The sequence below is a fragment of the Pseudomonas sp. S09G 359 genome (assembly GCF_002843605.1).
Classification (GTDB): domain Bacteria; phylum Pseudomonadota; class Gammaproteobacteria; order Pseudomonadales; family Pseudomonadaceae; genus Aquipseudomonas.
Genome location: NZ_CP025263.1, coordinates 4,363,778 through 4,389,402 on the forward strand (window position 1 = coordinate 4,363,778; position 25,625 = coordinate 4,389,402).

The 25,625-nt window shown below is 61.8% G+C and carries 24 protein-coding genes; 16 read left to right on the top strand and 8 right to left on the bottom strand.

Going from position 1 to position 25,625, the window contains the following annotated elements; translation table 11 throughout:
• Positions 1-37: 37 nt before the first annotated feature.
• Positions 38-658, bottom strand: a complete 621-nt coding sequence (locus CXQ82_RS19775; protein ID WP_101271903.1) for a TetR/AcrR family transcriptional regulator — start codon at positions 656-658, stop codon at positions 38-40.
• Positions 659-774: 116 nt separating this feature from the next.
• On the opposite strand from CXQ82_RS19775, the gene copC reads away from it, so the two are divergent.
• From copC to CXQ82_RS19820, 9 genes are all read left to right on the top strand, one after another.
• Positions 775-1,140 carry a copper homeostasis periplasmic binding protein CopC gene (copC, locus tag CXQ82_RS19780; RefSeq protein WP_101271904.1) on the top strand — a complete coding sequence of 122 codons (366 nt, stop codon included), beginning with the start codon at positions 775-777 and terminating at the stop codon, positions 1,138-1,140.
• 3 nt (positions 1,141-1,143) lie between these two features.
• A complete protein-coding gene (copD, locus tag CXQ82_RS19785; RefSeq protein WP_101271905.1) occupies positions 1,144-2,001 on the top strand; it encodes a copper homeostasis membrane protein CopD in 858 nt (285 codons plus the stop codon).
• A gap of 262 nt (positions 2,002-2,263) precedes the next feature.
• Positions 2,264-3,526, top strand: a complete 1,263-nt coding sequence (locus CXQ82_RS19790) for an OprD family porin (protein WP_101271906.1) — start codon at positions 2,264-2,266, stop codon at positions 3,524-3,526.
• A 219-nt stretch (positions 3,527-3,745) separates the two neighbouring features.
• Positions 3,746-4,564 (top strand): NAD(P)-dependent oxidoreductase, encoded by an 819-nt coding sequence (locus tag CXQ82_RS19795; protein ID WP_101271907.1) that lies wholly within the window; start codon positions 3,746-3,748, stop codon positions 4,562-4,564.
• A gap of 29 nt (positions 4,565-4,593) precedes the next feature.
• Entirely contained in the window at positions 4,594-5,469 is an 876-nt protein-coding gene (locus CXQ82_RS19800) for an SMP-30/gluconolactonase/LRE family protein (RefSeq protein WP_101271908.1), read from the top strand.
• A gap of 53 nt (positions 5,470-5,522) precedes the next feature.
• Positions 5,523-6,485 (top strand): TRAP transporter substrate-binding protein, encoded by a 963-nt coding sequence (locus tag CXQ82_RS19805; protein WP_101271909.1) that lies wholly within the window; start codon positions 5,523-5,525, stop codon positions 6,483-6,485.
• 64 nt (positions 6,486-6,549) lie between these two features.
• On the top strand, positions 6,550-7,077 hold the full coding sequence (locus CXQ82_RS19810) for a TRAP transporter small permease (protein ID WP_101271910.1): 528 nt from the start codon (positions 6,550-6,552) through the stop codon (positions 7,075-7,077).
• 1 nt (position 7,078) lies between these two features.
• Positions 7,079-8,359: a TRAP transporter large permease gene (locus CXQ82_RS19815; RefSeq protein WP_101271911.1), complete on the top strand. Its 1,281-nt coding sequence runs from the start codon at positions 7,079-7,081 to the stop codon at positions 8,357-8,359.
• 159 nt (positions 8,360-8,518) lie between these two features.
• The gene (locus CXQ82_RS19820) at positions 8,519-9,388 is read left to right on the top strand and encodes an aldose 1-epimerase (RefSeq protein WP_101271912.1); all 870 of its coding nucleotides are present in this window, start codon (positions 8,519-8,521) and stop codon (positions 9,386-9,388) included.
• A 67-nt stretch (positions 9,389-9,455) separates the two neighbouring features.
• Here the strand turns inward: CXQ82_RS19820 and CXQ82_RS19825 are convergent, their stop codons facing one another.
• The 3 genes from CXQ82_RS19825 to CXQ82_RS19835 form a co-directional block, all read right to left on the bottom strand.
• Complete coding sequence (locus CXQ82_RS19825) at positions 9,456-10,601, bottom strand: HlyD family secretion protein (protein WP_101271913.1); 1,146 nt, start codon at positions 10,599-10,601, stop codon at positions 9,456-9,458.
• Positions 10,598-12,244 (bottom strand): MFS transporter, encoded by a 1,647-nt coding sequence (locus tag CXQ82_RS19830; RefSeq protein ID WP_101271914.1) that lies wholly within the window; start codon positions 12,242-12,244, stop codon positions 10,598-10,600. Before CXQ82_RS19830 ends, CXQ82_RS19825 begins: the two co-directional genes overlap by 4 nt.
• Positions 12,245-12,360: 116 nt before the next feature.
• Positions 12,361-12,948: a TetR/AcrR family transcriptional regulator gene (locus tag CXQ82_RS19835; RefSeq protein ID WP_101271915.1), complete on the bottom strand. Its 588-nt coding sequence runs from the start codon at positions 12,946-12,948 to the stop codon at positions 12,361-12,363.
• 146 nt (positions 12,949-13,094) lie between these two features.
• On the opposite strand from CXQ82_RS19835, the gene CXQ82_RS19840 reads away from it, so the two are divergent.
• Together CXQ82_RS19840 and CXQ82_RS19845 are read left to right on the top strand one after the other, a co-directional pair.
• Positions 13,095-13,883 (top strand): SDR family oxidoreductase, encoded by a 789-nt coding sequence (locus tag CXQ82_RS19840; RefSeq protein ID WP_101271916.1) that lies wholly within the window; start codon positions 13,095-13,097, stop codon positions 13,881-13,883.
• Between the two features lie 29 nt (positions 13,884-13,912).
• Complete coding sequence (locus CXQ82_RS19845) at positions 13,913-14,911, top strand: NADP-dependent oxidoreductase (protein ID WP_101271917.1); 999 nt, start codon at positions 13,913-13,915, stop codon at positions 14,909-14,911.
• A gap of 193 nt (positions 14,912-15,104) precedes the next feature.
• Here the strand turns inward: CXQ82_RS19845 and CXQ82_RS19850 are convergent, their stop codons facing one another.
• The 3 genes from CXQ82_RS19850 to CXQ82_RS19860 all read right to left on the bottom strand — a co-directional run bounded on the left by CXQ82_RS19850 (position 15,105) and on the right by CXQ82_RS19860 (position 18,741).
• On the bottom strand, positions 15,105-16,583 hold the full coding sequence (locus tag CXQ82_RS19850) for a DASS family sodium-coupled anion symporter (RefSeq protein ID WP_101271918.1): 1,479 nt from the start codon (positions 16,581-16,583) through the stop codon (positions 15,105-15,107).
• A gap of 106 nt (positions 16,584-16,689) precedes the next feature.
• Positions 16,690-17,496, bottom strand: a complete 807-nt coding sequence (locus CXQ82_RS19855; protein ID WP_101271919.1) for a sulfite exporter TauE/SafE family protein — start codon at positions 17,494-17,496, stop codon at positions 16,690-16,692.
• A complete protein-coding gene (locus tag CXQ82_RS19860; RefSeq protein ID WP_101271920.1) occupies positions 17,497-18,741 on the bottom strand; it encodes an FAD/NAD(P)-binding oxidoreductase in 1,245 nt (414 codons plus the stop codon).
• Between the two features lie 168 nt (positions 18,742-18,909).
• Between CXQ82_RS19860 and CXQ82_RS19865 the strand changes: the two genes are divergently transcribed.
• Positions 18,910-19,773, top strand: a complete 864-nt coding sequence (locus CXQ82_RS19865) for an MBL fold metallo-hydrolase (protein ID WP_101271921.1) — start codon at positions 18,910-18,912, stop codon at positions 19,771-19,773.
• Positions 19,774-19,830: 57 nt separating this feature from the next.
• Here the strand turns inward: CXQ82_RS19865 and bkdR are convergent, their stop codons facing one another.
• Entirely contained in the window at positions 19,831-20,319 is a 489-nt protein-coding gene (gene bkdR, locus CXQ82_RS19870) for a Bkd operon transcriptional regulator BkdR (RefSeq protein ID WP_003174877.1), read from the bottom strand.
• A gap of 194 nt (positions 20,320-20,513) precedes the next feature.
• Here bkdR and CXQ82_RS19875 point away from each other — a divergent pair, with 194 nt between their 5' ends.
• Genes CXQ82_RS19875 through lpdA form a run of 4 tightly spaced genes read left to right on the top strand, consistent with a single transcriptional unit; the run spans position 20,514 to position 25,458 of the window.
• On the top strand, positions 20,514-21,749 hold the full coding sequence (locus tag CXQ82_RS19875; protein ID WP_101271922.1) for a 3-methyl-2-oxobutanoate dehydrogenase (2-methylpropanoyl-transferring) subunit alpha: 1,236 nt from the start codon (positions 20,514-20,516) through the stop codon (positions 21,747-21,749).
• 1 nt (position 21,750) lies between these two features.
• A complete protein-coding gene (locus tag CXQ82_RS19880; protein WP_101271923.1) occupies positions 21,751-22,809 on the top strand; it encodes an alpha-ketoacid dehydrogenase subunit beta in 1,059 nt (352 codons plus the stop codon).
• On the top strand, positions 22,810-24,081 hold the full coding sequence (locus CXQ82_RS19885) for a dihydrolipoamide acetyltransferase family protein (RefSeq protein WP_101271924.1): 1,272 nt from the start codon (positions 22,810-22,812) through the stop codon (positions 24,079-24,081).
• A gap of 3 nt (positions 24,082-24,084) precedes the next feature.
• Positions 24,085-25,458 (top strand): dihydrolipoyl dehydrogenase, encoded by a 1,374-nt coding sequence (lpdA, locus tag CXQ82_RS19890; RefSeq protein ID WP_101271925.1) that lies wholly within the window; start codon positions 24,085-24,087, stop codon positions 25,456-25,458.
• Positions 25,459-25,625 lie beyond the last annotated feature (167 nt).

Genomic DNA, 25,625 nt, shown 5'->3' on the forward strand with positions numbered 1-25,625 from the left:
ACCGCCCCCGATGAGGCCATAAGCCCCAGCAAAAAACTCAAGGCTCCAACCCAATCCCCCGCAAAATCACCCCTGTCACCGTCTGAATCGCCTTCTCGAACTGCATATCCGACAACGGCTGGTGATCATTCAAGATCTTCACCTGATGATCAAAGTCTGCGTAGTGCTGGGTCGAAGCCCAGATCATATACAGCAGGCTCGACGGTTCCACCGGCAGGATGCGTTTGTCCTCAACCCATTGGCGAATTTTCGCTTCCTTCATCTTGGCCCAGTCGTACAGGCTTTCATCCAATGCCTCACCGAGGGTGGGCGCGCCGTGGATGATTTCATTGGCCCAGACTTTCGAACCATAGGGCCGCGTGCGCGAGCGCTGCATCTTGGCGCGGATATAGCTGCTGAGCACCACCCGTGGGTCATCGAAGGTTTCAAAGCTCAGGGCGTCCTGCTTCCACACTTCCAGCAAGTCGAACAACACCGCGCTGTACAGCTCACTCTTGGTGGTGAAGTAATAATGCAGGTTGGAACGCGGCAGTTGCACTTCTTCGGCAATATCCGCCATGGCGGTGCTGCCATAGCCTTTCTCGGCGAAGATTTTCTCCGCCGCCAACAGGATTTTTTCGACGTTGTTCCGACGAATTCCGATCTTGTGATTGCCCATAAGGGCTCCCTGACAACTACGTGGCTCAAAGACTACCATCCGCTCTAGATCGGGGCGACAGGCTGAGCCGAAACTTCGTACACTGCCCGCTCCTAACCATTGATTGGTATTGCACAATGTTGATCAAGAAAACCCTCACCACCCTTGCCCTGCTTGCCTCCCTGCTGGGGGCTTCGACGGCCTTTGCCCACGCCCACCTCACCGGCGCCACGCCGGCGGCCGACAGCAGCGTCGCCGCGCCTGCGGATCTGCGCCTGACCTTCAGCGAAGGCGTCGAGGCCACGTTCACCAAGGTGTCCCTGAGCAAGGACGGCACCGAACTCGCCATCAAGGGCCTGGAAACCCCGGACGCCGACAAAAAAGTGCTGGTGGTCACGCCTGCCGCGCCGCTGGCCGCCGGCACCTACAAGGTGGTGTGGAACGCGGTGTCGGTCGACACCCACAAGAGCAACGGTGAATACAGCTTCAAGGTCGGCCAATAACCCATGGCGACCCTGCTGGTGCTGTGCCGGTTCGTGCATTTTGTAGTCGTGTTGCTGATGTTCGGGGCCTGTGTGTTCAGGCCCTGGTTGCTCGGCACGGGCGCCCAGCCAGCGCTGGACCGGCAGTTGCTGCGCATCAACCGTGGCCTGGCCTGGGTGGGGCTGCTTTCCGGCGTCGCCTGGCTGTTGTTGATCACGGCAAGCATGGCCGGCAGTTGGGACGCCGCGTTGCAACCCGCCACCGTGCAATTGTTGCTGGGCAAAACCTTTTTTGGCCAGGTGTGGGTCTGGCACCTGTTGCTCAACCTGCTACTGGTGATGGTGCTGGCCAAACCCTGGCCGGCCCTGCGCCTGCCGTTGACCGCCCTGCTGCTGGCGACGCTGGCCCCGGTCGGCCACGGCGCTATGCTCGATGGGCTGAGCGGGCAATTGCTGATCCTCAACCAGGTGGTGCATCTGGTATGCGTGGGCGCCTGGCTCGGCGGGCTGTTGCTGCTGGTGTTGATCCTCCGGCAGCCGCAGGGTTTTGCACTGGAGCCGATTCTGCGACGCTTCAGCGGCGTGGGTTATGGCTTGGTCGCCGGGTTGCTGGTGACCGGCTTGATCAACGTGCGCGTGCTCACCGGGCAGTTGTGGCCCACCCCGTTGTTCAATGGTTTTGCCCTGATTTTGCTGATCAAGGCGATGTTGGTGCTGGGCATGTTGGCGTTGGCCTTGCTGAATCGATTGCGCGTGGAGCGCTGCGAAGACAGGGTGGGTGCCTTGAAGACCAGTGTGATGGTGGAATGGCTACTAGGTGTTTCAGCGGTGGCGGCCGTGTCGCTGCTTGGCACACTTCCGCCCATGGTCATCCCCCACTGATAACCTTCTCTTGAAATGCGCTCAGTGTGGGAGGAGGCTTGCCCCCGATAGCGGAGTGTCAGCAGTACTCATGTTGACTGACACACTGCTACCGGGGGCAAGCCCCCTCCCACATTGATTGTGCTCACTTCACATCGCCGCGACCTGGTCATCGTATAACTTCCGCTTGACACCCCACGAAAACCTCGCAAATATCAGCCCCAATGTTGTACGACGACGTATAACAAATAATAAAAACAACAAAAGAAAAGGGAGCTTCACTGTGAGTCAATTCGCCCGCAATTCCTCCTCTCGTCTCGGTCTCATCAGCCTCAGCAGCCTCGCCTTCACCCTTCCCCTCGCCGCCCAGGCCGATGGGTTTGTCGACGATGCCAAGGCCACGCTGAACCTGCGCAACGCCTACTTCAACCGCAACTTCACCAACCCGAGCAATCCTCAGGGCAAGGCGGAAGAGTGGACGCAGAACTTCATTCTCGACGCCAAGTCCGGCTTTACCCAGGGCACCGTCGGCTTCGGGATTGATGTGCTGGGCCTGTACTCGCAGAAGCTCGATGGCGGCAAAGGCACCGGCGGCACGCAACTGCTGCCGATCCACGACGATGGCCGCCCGGCCGACAACTTCGGGCGCCTGGGCGTGGCGCTGAAAACCAAGCTGTCGAAGACCGAATTGAAAGTCGGCGAATGGATGCCGGTGCTGCCGATCCTGCGTTCCGACGATGGCCGCTCCCTGCCCCAGACCTTTCGTGGCGGCCAGGTGACGTCCAGTGAAATCGCGGGCCTGACCCTCTATGGCGGGCAGTTTCGCGGCAACAGCCCGCGCAACGACGCGAGCATGGAAGACATGTTCATGAACGGTAAAGCCGCGTTCACCTCAGACCGGTTCAACTTCGGCGGCGGCGAATACAGCTTCAATGACAAACGCACCCAGGTCGGCGTGTGGTACGCCGAATTGAGCGACATCTACCAGCAACGCTACTTCAACCTGACCCACAGCCAACCCGTGGGCGACTGGACCCTGGGCGCCAACCTGGGCTACTTCACCGGCAAGGAAGACGGCAGCGCCCTGGCCGGCGACCTCGACAACAAAACCGCATTCGCCCTGCTCTCGGCCAAATACCTAGGCAACACCTTCTATGTGGGCCTGCAGAAACTCACCGGCGACAGCGTGTGGATGCGCGTCAACGGCACCAGCGGCGGCACCCTGGCCAACGACAGCTACAACGCCAGCTACGACAACGCCAAGGAAAAATCCTGGCAGGTGCGCCACGACTTCAACTTCGTGGTGCTGGGCATTCCCGGGTTGACGATGATGAACCGCTATATCAGCGGCAGTAACGTGCATACCGGGGCGATCACCGACGGCAAGGAATGGGGCCGCGAATCGGAACTCGCCTACACGGTGCAGAGCGGTGCGCTGAAGGACTTGAACCTGAAGTGGCGTAACTCGACCATGCGTCGGGATTTCAGCAACAACGAGTTTGATGAGAACCGGATCTTTATCAGCTACCCGATCTCACTGTTGTAGGACTCAATCTTCCAGCCACAAAAAATCCCCTGTGGGAGGGGGCTTGCCCCCGATGGCGGTGGGTCAGTCACACATTCATCTACTGACAGTCTCTCATCGGGGGCAAGCCCCCTCCCACATTTGAACGCGGTCATCTGGAGAACGTTGACAACCTGGGGAATCCCTAACAATACTTCGCTATAGTCATACGACAACCTACAACAAAAATTTGGAATTCCCATGACCACCACAACCACGCCTGCTCCCTTCAACCGCCTGCTGCTCACCGGTGCCGCCGGCGGCCTGGGCAAAGTCCTGCGCGAGCGCCTGCGGCCGTACGCCAATGTGCTGCGTCTGTCGGATATCGCCGACATGGCCCCGGCCGGTGCCCACGAAGAAGTGCAACCCTGCGACCTCGCCGATAAACAGGCGGTGCACCACCTGGTGGAAGGTGTCGATGCCATCCTGCATTTTGGCGGTGTGTCGGTGGAGCGCCCGTTTGAAGAAGTGCTCGGTGCCAATATCAGCGGTACCTTTCATATCTACGAAGCCGCCCGTCGCCATGGGGTAAAACGCGTGATCTTCGCCAGTTCCAACCACGTGATCGGCTTCTACAAGCAAACCGAAACCATCGACGCCCACTCGCCACGCCGCCCGGACAGCTACTACGGCCTGTCCAAGTCCTATGGCGAAGACATGGCCAGTTTCTACTTCGATCGCTACGGCATCGAAACCGTGAGCATCCGTATCGGCTCCTCGTTCCCGGAACCGCAGAACCGCCGGATGATGCACACCTGGCTGAGTTTCGACGACCTGACCCAACTGCTTGAGCGCGCGCTGTACACGCCGAATGTCGGCCACACCGTGGTCTACGGCATGTCGGATAACCTGGGCATCTGGTGGGACAACCGCTACGCCGCCCACCTGGGCTATGCCCCCAAAGACAGCTCCGAAGTGTTCCGCGCCCAGGTCGAAGCCCAACCGCCGGTGGCTGACAACGACCCGGCCAAGGTCTATCAGGGCGGTGCGTTCTGCGCGGCCGGCCCGTTCGGTGATTGATACCGACCAGCCCAAAGGAATGAGTGGCCATGACTGCTGAATTGATTGTCGACGCCCGCAATGCCGTGGGCGAATGCCCGGTGTGGGTGCCCGAGGAAAACGCGCTGTACTGGGTGGATATCCCCAACGGCGGCCTGCAACGCTGGAGTGCCGCCAACGGGCATGTGGCGGCGTGGAAAGCCCCGCAGATGCTCGCCTGTATTGCCCGCACCAGCGCGGGCAACTGGGTCGCGGGGATGGAAAGCGGCTTTTTCCAACTCACCCCGCACAACGACGGCAGCCTCGACACCACGGCGTTGGCCGCTCTGGCGCACCCACGCGCAGACATGCGCCTGAACGACGGCCGCTGTGATCGCCAGGGCCGCTTCTGGGCTGGCAGCATGGTGCTGAACATGGGCCTGAACGCCGCCGACGGCATTCTGTACCGCTATGCGGCAGGTTCGCCGCCCCAGGCGCTGCTCGACGGCTTTATCACCCTCAACGGCCTGGCCTTCAGCCCCGATGGCCGCACCATGTATGCCTCGGACTCACACCCGCTGGTCCAACAGATCTGGGCGTTCGACTACGACACCGAGACCGGCACGCCGTCCAACCGCCGCGTGTTCGTTGACATGCACCGGCACCTCGGGCGCCCCGACGGTGCGGCCGTGGACGCCGACGGTTGCTACTGGATCTGCGCCAACGACGCCGGCCTGATCCACCGTTTCACCCCCGATGGCCGCCTGGACCGCTCTCTGGTTGTGCCGGTAAAAAAACCCACCATGTGCGCCTTTGGCGGCAGCCGCCTGGACACCCTGTTCGTCACTTCGATCCGTGATGACCACAGTGAACAGTCGCTGGCCGGTGGCGTGTTTGCCCTCAACCCCGGCGTCAGCGGATTGCCGGAGCCCACGTTCACCGTCTAGTTACACCGCCGTGCCTTGAATACAACAAAAATAAAACACAGGAGTGACACCTCATGGACTTCAAACGCACCTTGCTCGTCGCCGCAATGTTCACCCTCAGCAGCGCGGCCCACGCGCTGGAAATCAAATTCGCCGACATCCACCCCGCCGGCTACCCCACCGTCGTCGCCGAAGAAAACATGGGCAAGGCCCTGACCAAGGCAAGTAACGGCGAGCTGACCTTCAAATACTTCCCCGGCGGCGTGCTGGGCTCCGAAAAAGAAGTGGTCGAACAGGCCCAGGTCGGCGCGGTGCAGATGACCCGCGTCAGCCTCGGCATCGTCGGCCCGGTGGTACCGGACGTGAACGTGTTCAACCTGCCGTTCGTGTTCCGCGACCAGGCGCACATGCGCAAGGTCATCGATGGCGAGATCGGCGACGAGATCCTCGGCAAAATCACCAACTCCGAATTCGGCCTGGTGGCCCTGGCCTGGATGGACGGTGGCACGCGCAACCTCTACACCAAGAAGCCGGTACGCAAAATTGAAGACCTCAAGGGCATGAAGATTCGCGTACAGGGCAACCCGCTGTTCATCGAAGCCTTCAATGAAATGGGCGCCAACGGTATCGCCATGGACACCGGCGAGATCTTCAGCGCCTTGCAGACCGGGGTTATCGACGGTGCCGAAAACAACCCGCCGACCCTGCTCGAACACAACCATTTCCAGAACGCCAAGTACTACACCCTCACCGAACACTTGATCCTGCCCGAGCCCATCGTGATGTCGAAAATCACTTGGAACAAACTCACCCCCGCCCAGCAGGACATGGTGAAAACCGCCGCCAAGGCCGCCCAGGCTGACGAGCGCGTGCTGTGGGACGCCAAGTCCGCCAGCAGCGAGGCAAAGCTCAAGGCCGCCGGCGTCGAGTTCATCACCGTCGACAAAAAACCCTTCTATGACGCCACCGCTCCGGTTCGCGCCAAATACGGTGCGGCCTACGCCGACATCATCAAGCGCATCGACGCCGTCGAGTAATCACCCTCCCCTTTAGCAAGGCCCGGCGCGGTCCGCATCGACGCGCCCGGTTACGGTGAACGCCATGAAGAATTTGCTGCTGCGCATCAACGACCGCATTTACATGACCTGCATCTGGGTCGCCGGCCTCTCGGTGCTCGGGGTGGCGCTGATCATTCCCTGGGGCATCTTCGCCCGCTACATCCTCGGCGCCGGCTCCAGTTGGCCGGAGCCCACCGCGATCCTGCTGATGCTGGTATTCACCTTTGTCGGCGCCGCCGCCAGCTACCGCGCCGGGGCGCATATGTCGGTGGCCGTTGTCACTGACCGCTTGTCTCCCCCCCAACGCCGGATCGTCGGCATTGTTTCCCAACTGCTGATGGCGACCATCTGCCTGTTCATGGCCATTTGGGGCACCAAGCTGTGCCTGTCCACCTGGAACCAGTTCATGAGCGCCATCCCGACCCTGCGGGTGGGCATTACCTATATGCCCATCCCGATTGGTGGCGTGCTGACCCTGGTGTTTGTGCTGGAAAAACTCCTGCTCGGTGACCAGAGCAACCGGCGCGTGGTGCGCTTTGACCTGGTGGAAGAAAACGAAGGGGCTGCCTGATATGGACGCATTGATTCTGTTGGGCAGCTTTATCGCCTTGATCCTGATCGGCATGCCGGTGGCCTACGCCCTCGGGCTGTCGGCGCTGATCGGCGCATGGTGGATCGACATCCCGTTCCAGGCCTTGATGATTCAGGTGGCCGGCGGGGTGAACAAGTTCTCGCTGATGGCGATTCCGTTCTTTGTGCTGGCCGGTGCGATCATGGCCGAGGGCGGCATGTCGCGGCGGCTGGTGGCATTTGCCGGCGTGCTGGTGGGGTTTGTGCGCGGCGGTCTGTCGCTGGTCAACATCATGGCCTCGACGTTCTTTGGCGCGATCTCCGGCTCGTCGGTGGCCGACACCGCCTCGGTCGGCTCGGTACTGATCCCGGAGATGGAGCGTCGCGGTTACCCCCGCGAATTCGCCACGGCGGTCACCGTCAGCGGCTCGGTGCAGGCGTTGCTGACCCCGCCCAGCCATAACTCGGTGCTCTACTCCCTGGCGGCCGGCGGCACGGTGTCCATCGCCTCGCTGTTCATGGCAGGGGTTGTGCCAGGGCTGCTGATGAGTGCGTGCCTGATGGTGCTGTGCCTGATTTTCGCGAAAAAGCGCAATTACCCCAAAGGCGAAGTCATCCCCCTCAAGCAGGCGCTGAAAATCGCCGCCGATGCGCTCTGGGGCCTGATGGCCATGGTGATCATCCTCGGCGGTATCCTCTCGGGCATCTTCACCGCCACCGAGTCCGCCGCGATCGCCGTGCTCTGGGCGTTCTTCGTCACCATGTTCATTTACCGCGACTACAAATGGCGCGAGCTGCCCAAGCTGATGCACCGCACGGTGCGCACCATTTCCATCGTGATGATCCTGATCGCCTTCGCCGCCAGCTTCGGCTACATCATGACGTTGATGCAGATCCCGGCGAAGATCACCACGCTGTTCCTGACCCTGTCGGACAACCGCTACGTGATCCTGATGTGCATCAACGCCATGCTGCTGTTGCTCGGCACGGTGATGGACATGGCGCCGCTGATCTTGATCCTGACGCCGATCCTGCTGCCGGTGGTCCTCGGCATCGGCGTCGACCCGGTGCACTTCGGCATGATCATGCTGGTCAACCTCGGCATCGGTTTGATTACGCCACCGGTGGGCGCGGTGCTGTTTGTGGGCGCGGCGGTGGGCAAGGTCAGCATCGAGAAAACCGTGAAGGCATTGCTGCCGTTCTATGGGGTATTGTTCCTGGTGTTGATGGCCGTGACCTACATTCCGGCCTTGTCACTGTGGCTGCCAGGACTGGTGCTGTAAACCTTTCTTCAAGACAACAAAGATCAAATGTGGGAGCGGGCTTGCTCGCGAAAGCGATACACCGGTAAAGGATTTACCGTCTGACACAGCGCTTTCGCGAGCAAGCCCGCTCCCACTTTTGAACACCAAGCTTTGTTCTATTTCATACGGCGGAACAGCATGTCTTCGAACTTCGTCGAACTCCAAGATCAATTCACCCACCTCACCCTGGCGCCCGCTGTGGGCGGCAGCATCGTCAACTGGACGGTGCGTGCCACCGGCCAGCCGCTGTTGCGCCACAGCGATGAGCACGCGATCCATACCGGGTTGCCGGGCAAGCTGGGCTGCTACCCCTTGGCACCGTGGTCCAACCGGATTGCCGAAGGCGGTTTCGACAACCCCGACGGTTGGCTGGCGCTGACGCCCAACAACCCGCTCGACCCGCTGCCGATTCATGGCTCGGCCTGGCAACAGGCGTGGCAGGTGGTCAGCCAGGCGGCGGATGAAGTGGTGCTGGAGGTCGTGTGCGACACGCCGTTCGCCTATCGCGCTGAGCAGCGGTTTCGCCTGCACGACGGTGAACTGAGTATCCAGTTGCGCGTCACGCATCTGGCTGAAAAGCCCGCTTGGCACGGGCTGGGGCTGCATCCCTACCTGCCGCGTCGGCCGGGTACACGCTTGCAGGCCAAGGCTGCACAGGTGTGGTTGAGTGATGCATCGAAGCTGCCCACGGGGCTGACGTCAATCCCGGCGGATTGGGATTTCAGCCAGCCCAAGGCACTCCCGGAGGGCCTGGTGGACAATGGGTTTTGCCAATGGGACGGGCATTGTGTGATCGAACAACCGGAGCTTGGGTATACGCTGGAATGCCAGGCGACTGGGGCCGATTACTTCCTGTTGTTCTGCCCGCCGGGGTTGGGGTTCTTTTGCATTGAGCCGGTGAGTCATCCGGTGAATGCGCATCACTTGTTGGGTAGGCCCGGGTTGAAGTTGCTGGAACAAGGCCAGTCAACCCAACTCGATTTCACCCTGAAATACCAAGCTCTGTAACACCACAAATACCTGTGGGAGCTGGCTTGCCCCCTCCCACATTTTGATCTGCATTGTGTCAGTGGTTTCAAGGCGGGCTGTTTTTCGGGCGCCCGGCAGTGTCGATGCTGACGACTACAGACAACCCCGGCCGCAACCGCTCGCTCTCAACCTGGTCCGGATCTACCGTGATCCGTACCGGCACGCGCTGGGCAATCTTCACAAAGTTGCCCGTCGCGTTATCCGCCTGCAACAGGGCGAACTCCGCCCCGGTCCCCGGGGAAATACGCTGCACCGTGCCGTGAAACTTGCGATGGTTGAGCGCATCCACGGTAAAGGTCACCGGCTGGCCGACCTGCACGTTATCCATCTGGGTTTCTTTCATATTAGCGATCACCCACAGCTGCGGCGGCACCAGCGCCATCAACTGCGCGCCGGAGTTGACGTAGGCGCCCAGGCGCACGCCAATCTGCCCCAACTGGCCGTCACGCGGCGCGGTGATGCGCGTATTGGACAGGTCGATACGCGCCAACTCCACCGCCGCCTCGGCACTGGCTACCGCCGCTTCCAATGAACCTCGATTGACGATCACCGTTTGCAGATCCTGCCGCGCGATATCCAGGTTGGCCTGGGCCTGGGCCACCGCCGCAATGGTCTGCGCATTGGCGGCGCGGGTCACGTCCAGCTCGCGCCTGGACACCGAGCCGTCGCTGATCAACTCTTCATTACGGCGCAAATCTGCGGTGCTTTTGCGCGCCTGGGCCTGGCTGTCCACCAGCGCGGCCTGACGCAGTTTGATCGTCGCTTCGGCGCTGTTGCGCTGCTGCACCACATTCGCCAGTGCGGCCTTCTGCACCGCCAGTTGTGCCAGGGCCTGGTCAAGGCGCTGCTTGTAGATGCGGTCATCGAGACGCACCAGCAGGTCGCCGGCCTTGACGTATTGGAAGTCCTGCACCGGCACCTCGAACACATAGCCGCTGAGCTGCGGGCCGATGATCGTGACCTGGCCGCGCACCAGCGCGTTTTCGGTGGTCTCCACCGCGCTGCTGAACGGCGGCAATTGCCAGGCGTACAGCACGATCAACACGCCGACGATGGCAATCGCGGCAAAGCCCAGGGACGAAAGAATGCGCACCCGCAGCGGCCGCAGCTCGGTGGGCACGGCGCCGGGGGGCGTGCTGCCTTCAGGGGTGGAAGCGATGGCGGTAGTGGTGGTTGTCGAAGGTTCGGTCATGAAGTTGCGCCGCTGGGTTGAACGGGAGTGGCTGCTGCTTTGGTGGTGCTCATCAGCCACAGACTGCGGATAAAGATCCAGATCATGGTCAGGATCGCGATGATCGCGATCAGCATGAAGACATCGTTGTAGGCCATCACGTTCGCCTCACGGGTCGCCGCCGTGGCCAGGCTACGGATACCCACGAGGTTGCGCAGCTCGGGGTCGGCGATGATACCGCCATAGGCCGAGCCGCCGCTCTGCACGCGTGCGGCCACGCTCGGGTCGAGCAGGGTCAGGTGTTCGACGATCATGCTGGAGTGGTACTTCTCGCGCACGATCTGGAAGGTGCCGAGCAACGCCGCACCGATCAGGCCGCCGAGGTTCTGGCAGATCCCGAACATCACCGAAAAACTCACCAGGTTGCGCGGGTTGGTCAGCACGTTTTTCGTCCCCAGCACCATGGTCGGCCCCAGAAAGAAGGTGCCACCGAAGCCTAGCAGGAACTGGCTGATATACAGGTTCTGCGGGCGGGTCAGGTTACTGGAAAAACTGTCCATCACCGAGCCCACGGCCATCAGCGCCAGGGAGATGATCAGCGGCATCAACAGGTGCGCCGGGTTGATGGTCAGCGCACTGACCACCAGCCCGCTGATCGCCCCGGCCAGCATCACCACGTACAGCGTGTGCATCTGCTGGTAGCTCATGTTCAGCATCTGCATGAACCCCACCGCGCCGGTGGATTGCTCGGACAGCACCATGCGAATCAGGATCACCGCCAGCGCCAGGCGGATCATGGTGCCGCTGCCCAGCCAACGGGTCATCAGCATTGGGTTGGCGCGGTTATGCTCGATGGCCAGGCCGGCCATGATCAACACCAGGGAACAGGCCGAGGCCACGCCGATCCACGGTGCTTCCAGCCACCAGTCGATGCGCCCCAGGGACAGCACCGCACAGAGCAAGGCCACGCCGCTGGCGAGGATCGCGAAGGTGAGGAAGTCGAGTTTTTCAAAGGTCTTGAAGCGGTCGCCCGGCGGCAGCTTGAGCAGGAACACGCAGCCCAGGCAGATCAGCGCCATGCCCAATTCGAACAGGTACAGGCCGCGCCATTCGGCAATTTGCAGCAGGTCTTCGGAAAACAGCCGCGCCAGCGGCAAGGCCAACTGCGCCGTGCCCAAGCCCAGCACCAAAGCTTTGAGCCGCCATTTGGCCGGGAACGCCTGGATCATGTAGTACAAACCCAACGAACTCAGCGCGGCCCCCACCATGCCGTGGGCGGCCCGCACAGCGATGGCCGAATTGAGGTCGTTGACGAACAAGTGGGCAAAGGTCACCAGCGCATACAACACCAGGAACACCTCGGTAAACGCACGCAGGCCGAATTGCTGACGGAACTTCACCAACAGCAGGTTCATGCACACGTTGGTCATTACATAGGCGGCGGGCAGCCAGGCCATTTCGGCGGTGGTCGCCCCGAGGGCGCCTTGCAGGTATTGCAGGTTGGCGATGACCAGGCCATTACCGAGCCCGCCGGTGATTGCCACCAACACGCCTACCAACGCGAACAGCCAGCGCTTGTGCGTGGGGTGCAGCGGCGTCGACGGCGAGCCCGGCAGGCTCGGACGCTCGTGGGGCTCCCAGGCGTGGGGGGTGTACTTGTCCATTCGATGACCTTGATGACCCGACGGGGGACGTCGGTAAACCATTACTCAGAGACAGTAAACCTGAGCGGAGTTCATCTTGCCATCTTGGGCGTATCGGTTAGCCCCCTTCCAGCCATTTATACGCGGCTTGCTTGACTCGACTGCAGTGATGCCAATAGCTCAGCGCGGCACGTTTCCAGAATTTCATCCGCGAGAGGCGAGTCATCCGGACACGCCCGCGACAGCATCACCGCACCGATTGCGTGGGCGAGCAGATCGATCATTTTCGCGCGTGCCTCTTGCTCTGTTACATCCAAACCCTGCGTGTACTTGTGCTCAAGCGCTGCCAGCGTGTTTTCAACCCCGCTGGCAAAGGTCGCCTTCAGATCACCGGACTGGCGGGCGGCGTCACCACACAGGGCGGCCAGGGTGCAGCCGGTTCCTCGGCCGTCCCGGTGGTCCCTGGACACGTACAGGTTTACAAATCCCGGCACGTCTACATCGCAGGTACTCGACAGCGATTTTGCCAGGCTGTTTTCGGCCGCTTCCGCCATCAAGTCGGCCTTGGAGCCGAAGTGTTTATAGAAGCCGCCCTGGGTAAATCCAGCCTTGGCCATGAGTTCTGCTACCCCCACACCCTCATAGCCACGCTCACGAAACAGCTCCGACGCCGTATCCACAATATGAGCGCGGTTGGAGAGTGATTGCGTTTTGGTGATCTTCATTGCGCGCTCCTGAACCGCATAAACAATGGCCTGACTATACTCTGATGTCGATCATAATCAAAACAGTTGACAGTTTTGATTATGATCGACATCATAAAAACCACTGAACAGCCTTGCTTATCCCCAGCCATCAAGAGCATCTACTCATGAGCACCCCAGAAACCGTACTGATTACCGGCGCCTCAACAGGCATTGGCGCGACCTACGCCGAGCGTTTTGCCCAGCGCGGGCACAACTTGGTGCTGGTTGCCCGCGACAAAAGCCGGCTGGACGCACTCGCCGCCCAACTGCGTGAGAAACACGCGGTTTCCATCGACGTGATCCAGGCAGACCTGACGCAACCCGCTGATTTGGCCACCGTCGAAGCTCGCCTGCGGGATGACGCCCGTATCGGCATCCTGGTGAATAATGCCGGCGCCGCCCAATCCGGTAGCTTCATCGAGCAATCCACCGACAGTGTTGCCAACCTGGTCGCGCTCAACACCACCGCGCTGGTGCGCCTCGCCAGCGCAATCGCTCCCCGCCTGGCCCACGCTGGCAATGGCGCGATCATCAACATTGGCTCGGTGGTGGGGCTGGCACCGGAATTCGGCATGAGCGTCTACGGTGCAACCAAGGCGTTTGTGCTGTTTCTATCCCAAGGGCTGAGCCTCGAACTCTCGCCCAAAGGTGTCTACGTGCAGGCTGTTCTGCCTGCGGCCACCCGCACGGAAATCTGGGAACGCGCAGGCATCGACATCAACACCTTGAGCGAAGTCATGGGCGTGGACGATCTGGTCGATGCTGCACTGGTTGGTTTTGATCGTCGCGAGCCGGTGACCATTCCACCGTTACAAGACGCCGCCCGTTGGGATGCGTTGCAGGCTGCCCGCCAGGGTTTACTGGCCGAGATTCGCCAGTCGGTGGTTGCCGAGCGCTATCAAGCCCAGGCGTGACAGTCGCGCAAAACCATGAGAATTGAACCATGAAAGCCTTCGTGATCGACCGTTACGGCAAAAATCCTGGACGTATTGACGAGGTACCGGAACCCGAACCGGGCATCAACGACGTCCTGGTCAAGGTGCATGCCAGCAGCGTCAACCTGCTGGATTCGAAGATCAGCAAAGGTGAATTCAAACTGATCCTGCCTTACACATTGCCGCTGATCATGGGTAATGACTTTGCCGGCGTGGTCGTTCGCGTGGGCTCAGGCGTGCGCAACTTCAAGCCCGGTGACGAGGTGTATGCCCGGCCGCCCCAGGCGCGTATCGGGGGCTTTGCCGAATTGATTGCGATTGAGGAAAGTGCCCTCGCACTTAAACCCAAAAACATCGACCTGGAACACGCCGCGTCCCTGCCCTTGGTTGCACTGACAGCCTGGCAGGTGCTGGTGGAAACCGCCCGGGTGAAGCCGGGGCAAAAAGTCTTTATCCACGCGGGCTCCGGTGGTGTCGGCAGCGTTGCCATCCAGTTGGCAAAACACCTGGGCGCTTTTGTTGCCACGACCACCAGCACCAGTAACGTGGAGTGGGTCAAGGCGTTGGGTGCAGACGTGGTCATCGATTACAAACAGCAAGACTTCGACACCGTGTTGCGCGACTACGACGTGGTATTGAACAGCCTGGGCCCGGTCGAGCTGGAAAAATCCCTCAACATTCTCAAGCCAGGTGGCCAACTCATCTCCATCTCAGGGCCCCCCACCGCAGAGTTTGCACAAGAGCAAAAACTGTTCTGGGGCCTGGGCTGGGTAATGCGTTTGTTAAGCAGCGGCATACGTAGAAAAGCCCGCAAGCGGGGCATCAGCTATGCGTTCGTGTTCATGCGGGCGAGCGGCGTTCAATTGCAGGAAATCACCGCGCTGGTCGAGTCAGGAGTGATCACCCCCGTCATCGACCGGGTCTTCCCTTTCGAATCAACGGCTGAGGCATTGAGCTACGTCGAACGGGGCCGGGCCAAGGGTAAGGTCGTCGTCAAGGTCATATGACCAAGCCTGCATGGGCCAATCAAAATCAGTCGCTGGGCCGGCATTCCGGGCGTTTGCCAAAAGTGACCCGTTGTAAGAGCGGAAGCATAAGCCGCCAATACCTGAACAATGGAGATGCACACCGGAAGACCGTCATCGGGGGCAAGCCCCCTCCCACATTGAACCGCGCTCGCCCTGAAAACCAAATCCTAGCTCAGAGCCAGCCGAGCCAACTCCAATAAGTGGCGGCGAACACCAGCATCAGCAGGTAGCCGATCAACGTCACCAGAAGCCCCACCTTGGCAAACTGGCGCGCCGTAAACGTGCCGGTCCCCAGGCACACCATGTTCTGCGGCGCATTGATCGGCAGGATAAACCCGTAGCTCATCACAAACCCCAGCAGCATGGTCATCCCCAACCGGCTGAAGTCCCCGGGCAAGGTCTGCAACACCGCAATCAAAATCGGCAGCAAGGCCGAGGTCAACGCCGTGGCGCTGGCAAAACCCAGGTGGATCACGATCAAAAACGCGCCCAGGATCGCAAACACGCCCAGCGGCCCGACCTGGTCCAACCCGGTGTGCGCCACCACTTGCGCGCCCAGCCACTGCCCCGCCTGGGTGGTCAGCAGTGCCGTGCCGAGGCTGATGCCGACGCCGAACACAATCACCGTGCCCCACGGAATGCGCGACTGCACATCCTTCCAGGTCATCACACCAAGCCCCGGCAACAGCAGGAATACCAGCCCGGCATAGGTGGTCGAGGTGGTGTCGAAACTGTGCAGGCGCCCTTCCGTAGCCCAGGCCAACAACAGCAGCACCGACACGCACAGCAAGCGTTTCTGTGGCCCGGTCATGGGGCCGATGTCCACCAGGGATTGGGCCACCGCCTCTTTGCCACCGGGGATGCTATCGCTTTCCGGCGGCAGCAGTTTAAGCACCAGAAACAGCAACACCACCGACATGATCAACGCCCACGGCGCGCCCGCAATCAGCCAGTCGATCCACGACACCCGCTGGCCGAGCATCTTGTCCATAAACCCCACGGTCAGCAGGTTCTGCGCAGCAGCGGTCTGAATGCCGACGTTCCAGATGCTGGTGCCCTGGGCCACCACGATCATGATCCCGGCGGCAATATTGGAGCGCTTATCCACGCCGAATGCCGCGATCACCCCCATCATGATCGGCACCACACAAGCACTGCGCGCCGTGGCGCTGGGCACGACCAGGCTGAGCAGGATGGTCACGGCGATGGCGCCCAACAGGATGCGCCGGGTGCTGGTGCCGATACGGCTGAGGGTCACCAGGGCGATGCGCCGGTCCAGCCCGGTGTGGGTCATGGCCGCCGCAATAAACAATGCGCCCGCCACCAGCGCCAGCGCCGGGTTGGAAAACCCGGTGAGGGCCATGCCGATCGCCGGGCTGGAGCCGATCAGGTGTGTGGGGTCTTGCAGCGACGGCGCGGTGCCCAGCAGAAAGGCGATCAAGGAGGTGATCATGATCGCGCTGGCTTCATAGGACACCGCCTCGGTGATCCACACCACCACGGCAAACGCCAGGATCGCCAGCATGCGATGCCCGGCCACCGGCAAATCAGCGGGCAGCGGTAACAGCAGCACCCCGGCCATCACCAGTACGGCGACCACCAGGCCCAGGGGTAATTTGAAGGATGCTGCGGTTGTTGCGGGGGCGCTCATGGGGGGCTCCGTCGGCCTTCAAATCAGGCTGACAGCATGGGGCAATACAGCGCAGCAGGTATTGACGGGTATCAACACGCGGCGCTGCAGGCCCACCCCACAAGGTTCAGAGTAATGCGTTGAACAGCATGCCCGCCGCCACGATTACACACAGGCTGGCAAACCCCAGTTGCAAGGCGCGCGCGGGGATCACCGAGCACAGGCGCCGACCGACCAGCATGCCGACGATGCTCGCGCCGATAAATACCCAGCCCAGCGGCTCGATGCGCACGCCGGCATGGAACGCGCCGACCACGCCGATCAGCGAGATCAGGCTGATCACCATCAGCGAGGTGGCGACGATGCCGCGCATCTGCACGTCGGTAAGTTGCTTGAACGCGGGCACGATCAGGAAGCCGCCACCCACGCCGAGCAGCCCGGACACCGCACCGGTCACGGCGCCCAGCGCGGCCAGGGTGGCGCTGCACTTGGCGGTCCAGGCCAGGCGCCCGGTCTGCTGGTCGAGCATGCAGTTTTTCTGGCCCCAGGACGCGGCGCCGTGGTCACTTGGCCCGGCCTCACGTTTTTCGCGCTGCAACATGCGCCAGGCCACCAGCACCATCAGCGCGCTGAACAGCCCCATCAACACCGCCTCGGACATCTGGTGGGCGAGGAACACCCCCAGCGGCGAAAACAGCGCCCCAAGCAAGGCGATCAGCAACGCGGCGCGATAGCGCACCAGGCCGTGGCGCAACCCATCGAGCGCACCGACGGCCGCCGCCGCGCCCACCGCCAGCAGCGACACCGGCGCCGCCTGGGTCATCGTCAACCCCAACCCCAGCACCAGCGCCGGCACCCCAAGGATGCCGCCACCGGCGCCGGTCAGGCCCATGACCAGGCCCATCAACAGGCCTAAAACACTTGCCAGCAGCATTCAGTCCACCTTGCTCAGACGGGTTAGCCACTCACGGCCCTTGAGCATGCCGTTCCAGTAGAACCACGGCAGCAGCGTGGCCTTGAGGAACCACATCGAACGGCGTGCCTGGGTCGGGTCCAGGGGAAAAGTCGGCAGCAGCTTGCCGCCGTAACCGAACTCGGCCAGCACCACCTTGCCCTTCTCCACCGTCAGCGGGCAGGAGCCGTAGCCGTCGTATTTCAGCGGCAGTGGCGCCTGTTTACGCAGGGCCAGCAGGTTTTCGGCAACCACCACAATTTGCTTGCGCACAGCGGCGGCAGTCTTGGCGTTGCTGGTACCGCACACATCGCCCAAGCCGAAGATGTGCGGGTAGCGCAGGTGTTGCAGGCTGTGGGGGTTCACTTCGCACCAGCCGGCAGCGTCGGCCAGCGGGCTTTGGCGGATGAACTCCGGGGACACTTGCGGTGGGACCACGTGCAGCAAGTCGAAGGATTTTTCCTCGACGGTGACGTTGCCATCGGCGTCCTTCACCTCAAACCAGGCCTTGTGCGCCGGCCCGTCGACTTTCACCAGGTTGGCGTTGAAGGCCAGGCGCGCGTTGTATTTCTGCACGTATTTCATCAGCGGCGGCACAAAGTGCGCCACGCCAAATAATGCTGCGCCGGCGAGGTTGAATTCGACGTCGATGTTTTTCAGAACACCCTGTTTGAGCCAGTGGTGGCAGGACAGGTACAGGGCCTTCTGCGGCGCGCCAGCACATTTGATCGGCATGGCTGGCTGGGTGAAGAGCGCCTTGCCGCCCTGCAACTGCTGCACCAGCTGCCAGGTATAGGCGGCATGTTCATAGCTGTAGTTGGACGTGACACCGTGCTGGCCGAGGGTGTCTTGCAGGCCTTGGATTTTTTCCCAGGCCAGGCGCAGGCCGGGGCAAACGACCAGGTTGTTCCAGCTCACGCGCTGGCCATTGTCGAGGACCAGGGTGTGCTCGTCGGGCAGCAGTTCAGCAACCGCCGTCTGCACCCAAGTGACACCGTTGGGCAGCACGTCGGCCAGGCGCCGCCGGGTCTTTGTCACGTCGTAGGCGCCGCCGCCCACCAGGGTCCAGGCCGGCTGGTAGCAGTGATAGTCGCTGGGCTCGATCAGGATGATATGCAGCTGCGGGTCGCGCTTGAGCAGGCTTGCCAGCAGGCCAATGCCTGCCGAACCGCCGCCGATGACTACGATATCGCCACTGATGGTAGGGCCCCAGTGTTGGTCGGTCATGGTCTTTTGCCTTTTATGGTCAATGCACACAAGGGTCGTTGCCGTATGGCGTCACGCCCCGTTACAGGTCGATCCTTTGCCGCGGACCGTTTTTTTCCCTTAAGCTCGCAAGCCTATGTGGAAAACATCTCGAATGTAAGCCGCAATCCACCACCAAGGACCGCCGCCATGCCTGCGTTGATTCAAGCCTTTCTGGACGAGGCGTCGTCGACCTACACCTACGTCCTACATGAGTCCGATGATGGCCCGTGTGCCATCGTCGACTCGGTACTCAACTACGACCCGGCGTCCGGGCGCACCGACACACGCCAGGCTGACAAAGTGATCGCCTACGTGCGCGAACACCGCCTGCAGGTGCAGTGGCTGCTGGAGACCCATGCCCATGCCGACCACCTGTCCGCCGCGCCGTATTTGCGCCGCACCTTGGGCGGCAAGATTGCCATCGGTGAGTCCATCAGCAAGGTGCAAGGGGTGTTCAAGAACCTGTTCAACCTGGAGCCGGAGTTCCGCGCCGATGGTTCGCAGTTCGATCACCTGTTTGCGCCGGACGAAATCTTCCATATCGGCACCCTAAAGGCCCAGGCACTGCATGTGCCCGGCCATACTCCGGCGGACATGGCCTACCTGATCGACGACCGCTTGATCCTGGTGGGCGACACGCTGTTCATGCCCGACGTGGGCACGGCGCGTTGTGATTTCCCCGGCGGTGATGCGCGGCAGTTGTATGCGTCGATGCGCAAGCTGTTGGCGTTTGCGCCTGAGACCGAGCTGTATGTGTGCCATGACTATCCGCCTGAGGGTCGCGAGGCCAAGTGCCGGACTACCGTGGCCGAGCAGCGGGCGGGGAATATCCATGTGCATGATGGGGTGGATGAGGCCGCGTTTGTGGCGATGCGTACGCAGCGTGATGCGGGGTTGGGGATGCCGACGTTGTTGTTGCCGGCGATCCAAGTGAATGTGCGGGCGGGGAATATGCCGCCGGCGGAAGAGAATGGGGTGGTTTACCTCAAGATCCCGCTCAACCAACTGTGAAATACAGTTAATAAATGTGGGAGGGGCTTGCCCCCTCCCACATGGGTTCGGTGGTATTCAGGAGCCGAGGCTGATGCCATTGGCCGGCAGGGGCAGCGCCGTCTTGTAGCGCACCTGCTTGAGCGCAAAGCTGGAGCGGATATTGGCCACACCCGGCACCTTGGTCAAAAAGTCCATCATGAAGCGCTCCAGCGACTGGATCGTCGGCACCAGCACCCGGATCAAATAGTCCGGGTCGCCGGCCATCAGGTAGCACTCCATCACCTCGGGCCGGTCCGAGATCGCCCCTTCGAACTGCTGCAACGCCAGCTCGTTCTGCTTTTCCAGGCTCACATGGATGAACACATTCACGTGCAGCCCGAGCAAATCCGCGTCGAGCAGGGTGACCTGCTCGCGGATCAGCCCCAGCTCTTCCATCGCCTTCACCCGGTTGAAACACGGCGTGGGCGACAAATTGACCGAGCGGGCCAGGTCGGCGTTGGTGATCCGGGCATTCTCCTGCAGGGCGTTGAGAATGCCGATATCGGTACGGTCCAGTTTGCGCATGAGACAAAATCACCTGTTTATTATGTTTATGCAGTTTTTTTATCCGCAAATGGTCCCCAGTGCAATGAAACACAGATAAATATTCTTCTACGCCACGCCTATGATTGTTGTAGGACAAGATTTCTTCTACCCGAAGACTGACTGTCAGCTAGCGCGCCCACTACAAGAAATTCACAAGATCGAGCGTAGAAGCCATGACCCAGCAGTACGAACCACTGCGCCTGCACGTCCCTGAACCCTCGGGCCGACCAGGCTGCAAGACCGATTTCACCTACCTGCGCCTGACCGACGCCGGCCTGGTGCGCAAACCCGCCATCGACGTAGAACCCGCCGACACCGCCGACCTGGCCAAAGGCCTGATCCGCGTGCTCGACGACCAGGGCCAGGCCCTCGGCCCCTGGGCTGAAGACGTGTCCGTGGAGATCATGCGCAAAGGCATGCGCGCCATGCTCAAGACGCGCATCTTCGACAACCGCATGGTGGTCGCCCAGCGTCAGAAGAAAATGTCGTTCTACATGCAAAGCCTTGGCGAAGAAGCCATCGGCAGCGCCCAGGCCCTGGCCTTGAACATCGACGACATGTGCTTCCCCACCTACCGCCAGCAAAGCATCCTGATGGCCCGCGACGTGCCGCTGGTGGACCTGATCTGCCAACTGCTGTCCAACGAGCGCGACCCGCTCAAGGGCCGCCAGCTGCCGATCATGTATTCGGTAAAAGAGGCCGGCTTCTTCACCATTTCCGGCAACCTCGCCACCCAATTCGTACAAGGCGTGGGCTGGGGCATGGCCTCGGCGATCAAGGGCGATACCAAGATCGCTTCGGCCTGGATCGGCGACGGCGCCACCGCCGAGTCCGACTTCCACACCGCCCTCACCTTCGCCCACGTGTACCGCGCGCCGGTCATCCTTAACGTGGTCAACAACCAATGGGCGATCTCCACCTTCCAGGCCATCGCTGGTGGTGAAGCCACCACCTTCGCCGGACGCGGCGTCGGCTGCGGCATCGCCTCCCTGCGTGTGGATGGCAACGACTTTATTGCGGTGTACGCCGCCTCCGCCTGGGCCGCCGAGCGTGCACGCCGCAACCTCGGGCCCACACTGATCGAATGGGTCACCTACCGCGCCGGCCCACACTCCACCTCGGACGATCCGTCCAAATACCGCCCCGCCGACGACTGGAGCCACTTCCCGTTGGGCGACCCGATTGCCCGCCTCAAGCAGCACCTGATCAAGATTGGCCAGTGGTCCGAAGAGGAACACGCGGCGGTCAGTGCCGAGCTGGAAGCCGAAGTGATTGCCGCGCAAAAACAAGCCGAACAGTACGGCACCCTTGCCGGCGGCCAGATTCCAAGCGCCGCGACCATGTTCGAAGACGTCTATAAAGAGATGCCGGAGCACTTGAAGCGCCAGCGTCAAGAGTTGGGGATCTGACATGAACGATCACAACAACAGCATTGAAGTGGAAACCGCCATGACCACCACCACCATGACCATGATCCAGGCCCTGCGCTCGGCCATGGATGTGATGCTTGAGCGTGACGACAACGTGGTGGTGTTTGGCCAGGACGTCGGTTACTTCGGCGGCGTGTTCCGTTGCACCGAAGGCTTGCAGACCAAGTACGGCAGCTCGCGGGTGTTTGACGCACCGATCTCGGAAAGCGGCATTGTCGGCGTGGCCGTGGGCATGGGCGCCTATGGCCTGCGCCCGGTCGCCGAAATCCAGTTTGCCGACTACGTGTACCCCGCCACCGACCAGATCATCTCCGAAGCGGCACGCCTGCGTTATCGCTCGGCCGGCCAGTTCACCGCGCCGTTGACCATGCGCATGCCGTGCGGCGGCGGCATCTACGGCGGCCAGACCCACAGCCAGAGTATCGAAGCGGTGTTCACCCAAGTCTGCGGCCTGCGCACGGTGATGCCGTCCAACCCCTATGACGCCAAGGGTCTGCTGATTGCCTCCATCGAAAACGACGACCCGGTGATCTTCCTCGAGCCCAAGCGCCTGTACAACGGCCCGTTTGATGGCCACCACGACCGCCCTGTCACCCCATGGTCGAAACACCCGCAAGCACAAGTGCCGGACGGTTACTACACCGTGCCCCTCGACGTGGCGGCCATCGTGCGCCCGGGCTCGGCCGTGACCGTGCTGACCTACGGCACCACCGTGTACGTCTCCCAAGTCGCCGCCGAAGAAACCGGCATCGACGCCGAAGTCATCGACCTGCGCAGCCTGTGGCCGCTGGACCTGGAAACCATCGTCAAGTCGGTGAAAAAAACCGGCCGGTGCGTGGTCGTGCATGAAGCCACGCGCACCTGCGGCTTTGGGGCCGAGCTGGTGTCGCTGGTGCAGGAGCATTGCTTCCACCACCTGGAAGCGCCGATCGAACGCGTCACCGGCTGGGACACCCCCTACCCGCACGCGCAGGAATGGGCGTATTTCCCAGGGCCGACCCGAGTGGGCGCGGCGTTGAAACGGGTTATGGAGGTCTGAATGGGCACGCACGTTATCAAGATGCCGGACATTGGCGAAGGCATCGCAGAAGTTGAATTGTCGGTATGGCACGTCAAGGTCGGCGACCTGGTGGTAGAGGACCAGGTGCTGGCGGATGTGATGACCGACAAGGCGATGGTGGATATTCCCTCGCCGGTGCACGGCAAAGTCATTTCCCTCGGCGGCGAGCCGGGTGAAGTCATGGCCGTGGGCAGTATTTTAATCAGCATTGAAGTGGAAGGCGCCGGTAACGCCAAGGACGCGCCGGCGCTGGCTGAACCTGTAGAGGTCGCGCCTGCCCCGGTGGTGGAAGCCAAGCCGGCGCCGGTTGCCGAAGCAAAACCGCAGGCGAAACCGGCGGCTAAACCGGCGGCTGCGCCGGTTGCCCGCGAGGCCGATGAACGCCCGCTGGCCTCCCCGGCCGTGCGCAAGCATGCGCTGGATGCCGGGATTCAACTGCGCCTGGTGCAGGGTTCTGGCCCGGCGGGCCGGATTCTGCACGAAGATCTGGAGGCTTTCTTGCTCCAGAGTCCGACGCAAAACCCAACCGCCGCCAACCCCTACGCCGAACGCAACAGCGAAGAACAGATCCCAGTGATCGGCATGCGCCGCAAGATCGCCCAGCGCATGCAGGACGCCACCCGCCGCGCCGCGCACTTCAGCTATGTGGAAGAAATCGACGTCACCGCACTGGACGAGCTGCGCGTGCACCTCAACGACAAGCATGGAGCCACGCGCGGCAAGCTGACGCTGCTGCCGTTTATCGTGCGCGCCATGGTGGTGGCGCTGCGTGACTTCCCGCAGATCAACGCGCGCTACGACGACGAAGCCCAGGTCATCACCCGCCTCGGCGCGGTGCATGTGGGCGTCGCCACCCAGAGCGACGTGGGCCTGATGGTGCCGGTAGTGCGCCACGCCGAAGCCCGCAGCCTATGGGGTAATGCCGAGGAAATCGCACGCTTGGCCACAGCCGCACGCAATGGCAAGGCCAGCCGTGATGAGTTGTCCGGTTCGACCATCACCCTGACCAGCCTGGGTGCATTGGGCGGCATCGTCAGTACGCCGGTGCTGAACCTGCCGGAAGTGGCGATTGTCGGCGTCAACCGCATCGTTGAGCGGCCGATGGTGATCAAGGGGCAGATCGTGGTGCGCAAGATGATGAACCTCTCCAGCTCCTTCGATCACCGCGTGGTCGATGGCATGGACGCGGCGCAATTCATCCAGGCCATACGCGGTCTGCTCGAACAACCCGCCAGCCTGTTCCTGGAGTAAGTCATGACGTTGAATACCACTCTGCTGATTATCGGCGGCGGGCCTGGCGGCTATGTCGCGGCGATTCGCGCCGGGCAACTGGGCATCCCCACTATCCTGGTCGAAGGCCAGGCGCTGGGCGGCACCTGCCTGAATATCGGCTGTATCCCATCCAAGGCCTTGATCCATGTGGCCGAGCAATTCCAGCAAACCATCCACCACAGCCAGGGCTCGCAACTGGGCATCGAAGTGGATGTGCCGACCCTGGACATTCGCAAAAGCGTGGAATGGAAAGACGGCATCGTCGACCGGCTGACCACCGGCGTCGCTGCACTGCTGAAGAAGCATAAAGTGCAGGTGATCCACGGTTGGGCCAAGGTAGTGGACGGCAAGACCGTCGACGTCGGCGACCAGCGCATCCAATGCGAACACCTGCTGCTGGCCACCGGCTCGAAAAGCGTCAACCTGCCGATGCTGCCGATTGGCGGGCCGATTATCTCGTCCACCGAAGCGCTGGCGCCCACACGTGTGCCCAAGCGCTTGATCGTGGTGGGCGGCGGTTATATCGGTCTGGAGCTGGGGATTGCCTACCGTAAGCTCGGCGCAGAGGTCAGCGTGGTCGAGGCGCAGGATCGCATCCTGCCCGCCTACGACGCCGAGCTGACGGCGCCGGTGCATGAATCCCTCAAGCAACTGGGGGTCAAGCTGTACCTCAAGCACAGCGTCACCGGGTTTGCCGATGGCAGCCTGCAAGTACGCGACCCGAATGGCGACAGCGTGTCGCTGGCCACCGATCAGGTGTTGGTGGCCGTTGGTCGCAAACCCAATACCCAAGGCTGGAACCTGGAAGCGCTGAACCTGGACATGAACGGCGCGGCGATCAGGATCGACAGCCGTTGCCAAACCAGCATGCGCAACGTGTATGCCATTGGCGACCTGAGCGGCGAGCCGATGCTGGCGCACCGCGCCATGGCCCAAGGCGAAATGGTCGCCGAACTGATCAGCGGTAAATCCCGCGAATTCAACCCGGCAGCGATCCCGGCGGTGTGCTTTACCGACCCGGAACTGGTGGTGGTCGGCAAGACCCCGGACGACGCCAAGGCGGCGGGCCTGGACTGCATCGTCTCGAGTTTCCCGTTCGCGGCCAATGGCCGGGCCATGACCCTGGAGTCGAAAACCGGCTTCGTGCGCGTGGTGGCGCGGCGCGATAATCACCTGATCGTCGGGTGGCAGGCCGTGGGGGTTGGCGTGTCCGAACTGTCCACCGCGTTCGGCCTGAGCCTGGAAATGGGTGCGCGCCTGGAAGACGTGGCCGGCACTATCCACGCCCACCCGACCCTCGGCGAGGCGGTGCAGGAAGCTGCGTTGCGCGCATTGGGCCACGCGTTGCACCTGTAAAACCGCGGTGAGGCCATCGGGGGCAAGTCGAATCGTCGCACCGCCCCTCCCACAGGGCAATGCATTGCAAATGTGGCAGGCGGCTTGCCCCCCGATAGCGGTGGATCGGTCAATATAGAGGCTGAAGGCGTCCACCCAGTGGCTCCCACACAAGCCAAGAATGAAGT

What these genes read in the sequence shown, in the direction of transcription:
- bkdR (WP_003174877.1), bottom strand. Translation starts at nt 20,319, where the DNA reads ATGCGCAAACTGGACCGTACCGATATCGGCATTCTCAACGCCCTGCAG.
- CXQ82_RS19815 (WP_101271911.1), top strand. Translation starts at nt 7,079, where the DNA reads ATGGACGCATTGATTCTGTTGGGCAGCTTTATCGCCTTGATCCTGATC.
- lpdA (WP_101271925.1), top strand. Translation starts at nt 24,085, where the DNA reads ATGACGTTGAATACCACTCTGCTGATTATCGGCGGCGGGCCTGGCGGC.
- CXQ82_RS19850 (WP_101271918.1), bottom strand. Translation starts at nt 16,583, where the DNA reads ATGAGCGCCCCCGCAACAACCGCAGCATCCTTCAAATTACCCCTGGGC.
- CXQ82_RS19835 (WP_101271915.1), bottom strand. Translation starts at nt 12,948, where the DNA reads ATGAAGATCACCAAAACGCAATCACTCTCCAACCGCGCTCATATTGTG.
- copD (WP_101271905.1), top strand. Translation starts at nt 1,144, where the DNA reads ATGGCGACCCTGCTGGTGCTGTGCCGGTTCGTGCATTTTGTAGTCGTG.
- CXQ82_RS19885 (WP_101271924.1), top strand. Translation starts at nt 22,810, where the DNA reads ATGGGCACGCACGTTATCAAGATGCCGGACATTGGCGAAGGCATCGCA.
- CXQ82_RS19810 (WP_101271910.1), top strand. Translation starts at nt 6,550, where the DNA reads ATGAAGAATTTGCTGCTGCGCATCAACGACCGCATTTACATGACCTGC.
- copC (WP_101271904.1), top strand. Translation starts at nt 775, where the DNA reads ATGTTGATCAAGAAAACCCTCACCACCCTTGCCCTGCTTGCCTCCCTG.
- CXQ82_RS19880 (WP_101271923.1), top strand. Translation starts at nt 21,751, where the DNA reads ATGAACGATCACAACAACAGCATTGAAGTGGAAACCGCCATGACCACC.
- CXQ82_RS19795 (WP_101271907.1), top strand. Translation starts at nt 3,746, where the DNA reads ATGACCACCACAACCACGCCTGCTCCCTTCAACCGCCTGCTGCTCACC.
- CXQ82_RS19875 (WP_101271922.1), top strand. Translation starts at nt 20,514, where the DNA reads ATGACCCAGCAGTACGAACCACTGCGCCTGCACGTCCCTGAACCCTCG.
- CXQ82_RS19845 (WP_101271917.1), top strand. Translation starts at nt 13,913, where the DNA reads ATGAAAGCCTTCGTGATCGACCGTTACGGCAAAAATCCTGGACGTATT.
- CXQ82_RS19775 (WP_101271903.1), bottom strand. Translation starts at nt 658, where the DNA reads ATGGGCAATCACAAGATCGGAATTCGTCGGAACAACGTCGAAAAAATC.
- CXQ82_RS19800 (WP_101271908.1), top strand. Translation starts at nt 4,594, where the DNA reads ATGACTGCTGAATTGATTGTCGACGCCCGCAATGCCGTGGGCGAATGC.
- CXQ82_RS19805 (WP_101271909.1), top strand. Translation starts at nt 5,523, where the DNA reads ATGGACTTCAAACGCACCTTGCTCGTCGCCGCAATGTTCACCCTCAGC.
- CXQ82_RS19825 (WP_101271913.1), bottom strand. Translation starts at nt 10,601, where the DNA reads ATGACCGAACCTTCGACAACCACCACTACCGCCATCGCTTCCACCCCT.
- CXQ82_RS19860 (WP_101271920.1), bottom strand. Translation starts at nt 18,741, where the DNA reads ATGACCGACCAACACTGGGGCCCTACCATCAGTGGCGATATCGTAGTC.
- CXQ82_RS19865 (WP_101271921.1), top strand. Translation starts at nt 18,910, where the DNA reads ATGCCTGCGTTGATTCAAGCCTTTCTGGACGAGGCGTCGTCGACCTAC.
- CXQ82_RS19855 (WP_101271919.1), bottom strand. Translation starts at nt 17,496, where the DNA reads ATGCTGCTGGCAAGTGTTTTAGGCCTGTTGATGGGCCTGGTCATGGGC.
- CXQ82_RS19840 (WP_101271916.1), top strand. Translation starts at nt 13,095, where the DNA reads ATGAGCACCCCAGAAACCGTACTGATTACCGGCGCCTCAACAGGCATT.
- CXQ82_RS19820 (WP_101271912.1), top strand. Translation starts at nt 8,519, where the DNA reads ATGTCTTCGAACTTCGTCGAACTCCAAGATCAATTCACCCACCTCACC.
- CXQ82_RS19830 (WP_101271914.1), bottom strand. Translation starts at nt 12,244, where the DNA reads ATGGACAAGTACACCCCCCACGCCTGGGAGCCCCACGAGCGTCCGAGC.